This window comes from Stenotrophomonas sp. STEN021, from assembly GCF_056760175.1.
On sequence record NZ_JBRREH010000155.1, the window covers coordinates 1 to 3,481 of the forward strand.

The 3,481-nt window shown below is 64.8% G+C and carries 2 protein-coding genes; one reads left to right on the forward strand and one right to left on the reverse strand.

The features are described from left to right. Positions 1–178: 178 nt before the first annotated feature. Entirely contained in the window at positions 179–2,809 is a 2,631-nt protein-coding gene (locus ACVOL0_RS20185) for a TonB-dependent receptor (RefSeq protein ID WP_481550599.1), read from the reverse strand. A gap of 184 nt (positions 2,810–2,993) precedes the next feature. Between ACVOL0_RS20185 and queD the strand changes: the two genes are divergently transcribed. Beyond that, positions 2,994–3,359: a 6-carboxytetrahydropterin synthase QueD gene (queD, locus tag ACVOL0_RS20190; RefSeq protein WP_481550600.1), complete on the forward strand. Its 366-nt coding sequence runs from the start codon at positions 2,994–2,996 to the stop codon at positions 3,357–3,359. Positions 3,360–3,481: the final 122 nt, after the last annotated feature.

A 3,481-nucleotide genomic window follows, 5' to 3' on the forward strand; every position in this document is an offset into this window, starting at 1 on the left:
GGGGTGGGGGGGGCGGGGGCCCGCTGCGGGGGGTCGTCGGGCCCTACCCCGCGGCTCCCCGCGCCGCCTCCCCCCCCCGCCCCCCCGCCCCCGCCCGCCCCCCCCCCCCCCCCCCCCCCCCCCCCCCCCCCCCCCCACTACAAGAGCTGCCCTCTCCCGACGGGAGAGGGGCTTTCAATCAGAAGCGATAATCAAAGCCCAGCGTGTAATAGCGCCCACGCAGGTCGTACTGGCTGAAGTCGTACGGTGCGCGCACACCCGGGAAGGTGGCGTCATACGGCGGCTGGCGGTCACCGATGTTCTGCACCTTTGCGTACACGGTCAGCTTGTCGATGCCGGTGAAGCCCAGGTACAGATCGAACTGGCTGTAACTGGCCACCTGCTTCTGCACCGCCTTCGCCGCGGCACTGCCTTCCTGGTCATAGCTGCTGGTGTAATACCAGGTCAGCGCGGTACGCCAATCACCCAAGGCCCAGTCCAGCGAGGTGGTCGCCTTGGTATCCGGCAACGATGGGCCGAGGTTGGAGCCGGCGTAGTCAACCAGCGGACCACCAACCACCTGCGGACGCTTGTAGTCGATGACATAGGTCAGCGCCGAGGACAGGCCGAAGTCACCCGCAGCGGCCGTCTGCCAGCGCTGGCGCAGCTCGATGTCGATGCCGGAGGTCTCCAGCTGGCTCAGGTTCTGGTAACGGTTGTAGACCGCCAGCAGCTTGCCGCGTGAATCACGCAGCACATCGGCCGGGTTGTTGTCCGCCACCAGCGTGGTGGTGTTGCCGGTGCCGATCAGGTTGTCCAGCTTGATGCGGTAGTAATCAACGCTGAGGTTGGTGTTCTGCCACGGGGAGAGCACGAAGCCGGCATTGAAGCTGCGCGTGCGTTCCGGATCCAGGTTGGTGTTGCCGACGGTGAAGAAGGTCGGGTTCTGCCGCGAACCAGCCACGTCCGGATCATGCGGATCGACCACCGAGCCGTAGGCGATGCTGGTCGATGCCGAGTTCTCCGACAGCGACGGCGCACGGAAACCGCGCGAGGCCGCAGCACGCACCAGCAACCAATCCAGCGGCTGCCAACGCAGGCCGAGCTTGGGCGAGAACGCGTTGCCGAAATCACTGTAACGATCGGCGCGTGCTGCCGCCTGCAGTTCCAACGTGCTGTGCAACGGCACGCTTACTTCCGCGTAGGCGGCGCTGACCTGGCGCTGGCCGTGCACTTCGGCGATCGCCGGGCGCACCTGCAAGCCTGCATCGATCTGCCACGGATTGTTTGAATCGAGCTTCTCCTGACGCCATTCGGCACCGGCGGCGAAGCCAATCTCGCCCGCCCAGGTTGCACCCAAAGTACCGGACACCTTGGCATCGACACCCTTGAGCACCGATTCGGCCGGGCGCAGCGTGCTCAGGCCAATCGCTGCAAGCACCGCCGGATCCGTCGCTGACGGATTGAGCAGGTTGTAGCTGCCGCTGGCCAGTGCGTCATACAGCGTCCAGCGATTGGCAAAGCCGCCGGAAACGGTCTCGCGCTGCTTGCTGGCCGCCTGGAATGCGCCGACTTCCCAGTCCCACTTCTCGGTCTGCCCGCGCAGGCCAAGCACGCCGCGATAGGAACGCGAACGATTGGTCTTGATGGTGCCGCCGAGGTTGAAGAAGGTGTATTCGATCGGCACGTCGACGCCGTACGGGTTGTACGGATTGCCTGCCGGCAAGGTCGAACGCACCGGCTCGGCCAGGCCGGTATCTGCGTTGAGCGCGAAACGGCCACTTTCCAGGGTGAAGAACGGGCTGGAGCCGAACCACGACACACCCTTGATGTCGCTGTAGATCACATCGGCGAAGGCTTCCACCGAATCATTGATGCGCAGCGTGCCGTTGACATAGGCCTGCCAGCGCTTGGTCGACGGGATCAGCGTGGTATACGGCGCCTGGTTGAACGCGCAGGTGTCTCCGGCCAGGCCATCGATCGGTGCGCTGGCGGTGAGTACCGTACCTTCCGGGCAGTTGCCGGCAGCGTCCAGCATCGGCACTGACTTGCCGTCGATCAGGTAACGCGCGCCCTTGGCCGACCAACCGTTCCAGCGGCCACCGGCCTTGTCGGTATAGATGCCCGAGCGGGTCAGGTCGCGCTGGTCCTGGTCCAGGCGGTCGCGGTTATAGCCTTCCAGCGACACCAGAATGTTGTAACCATCGCGGTCCAGGTCGCCGAGGCCGCCGACGAACTTGAGGTTCTGCTGATCCAGCCCACCGGCTTCGGAGGTGCCGCCGCTGACGCCGACTTCGGCGCCTTCAAAATTCTGCCGGGTGATGATGTTGACCACGCCGGCGACTGCATCGGAGCCGTATACCGCCGAGGCGCCGTCCTTCAGCACTTCGATGCGCTCCACCGCTACGAGGGGAAGCGCGTTGAGGTCCACGAAGGTGTCCGACAGACCGCCGGACGGGAAGCCGTAATTGGCCAGACGGCGACCATTGAGCAGCACCAGCGTGTTCTTCTGCGACAGGCCGCGCAGGCCGATGCCGGCCGAGCCCGAGGCCCAACCGCTGTTGCTGGTTTCGTTGCTGGCGTTGCCGGTGTTGGCAGAGATCGAACGCAGCAGGTCAGCCACGCTGGCCTTGCCGGTCTGCTCCAGTTGCTGGCGTTCGATTACCTGCACCGGGTTGGCGGTCTCGGTATCGGTGCGCTTGATGTTGGAGCCGGTGACACGGACCGCATCGAGGGTCTTGCTGCCATCGGCAGCGGCTTCGGCCAGGGCGAGGGAAGGAGCAGCGATGGCAGCGGCCACCGCGAAGGCGAGCAAGGAGCGAGTAGGCATGGAATCCGGGGAGAGGTGAATGACAACGGCGCCAGTACCTCATGAACGGCAAATGTCCGGCCAATCACTTTGTTGCATTCGCACATAACCATCCGTTACATCGCTCCATCCGGATGGATATGAAAATATGACTGACATCACTGGCGCATACGCGCAGCGACGGCGGCACCCTACAATTACGCCCATGGATATTTTCAAGGTTTTCACCCTCGAAGCCGCGCACCGGCTGCCCAACGTCCCGGTCGGCCACAAGTGCTCGCGCCTGCACGGCCACTCGTTCCGCGTGGAACTGCGGGTCAGCGGCGAACCCGGCCCGGAGACTGGCTGGATCATGGACTTCAGCGATCTGAAGGCCGCCTTCCAGCCGCTCTACCACCAGCTCGACCACAACTACCTCAACGACATCCCCGGCCTGGAGAACCCCACCAGCGAACGCCTGGCGATGTGGATCTGGGAGAAGCTGAAGCCGGCACTGCCGCTGCTCAGCGAAGTAGTCGTGCACGAAACCTGCACCTCCGGCTGCAGCTACAAGGGCGACAAAGCCGCCTGACTGCGGTAGTGCCGAGCCATGCTCGGCAGAGGCCTTGCCGGTAATGCTCCAGCCGAGCATGGCTCGGCTCTACAAGGCCTTCCCGACCACGCAACGGCCCTTGTGGGAGCGGCGTAAGCCGC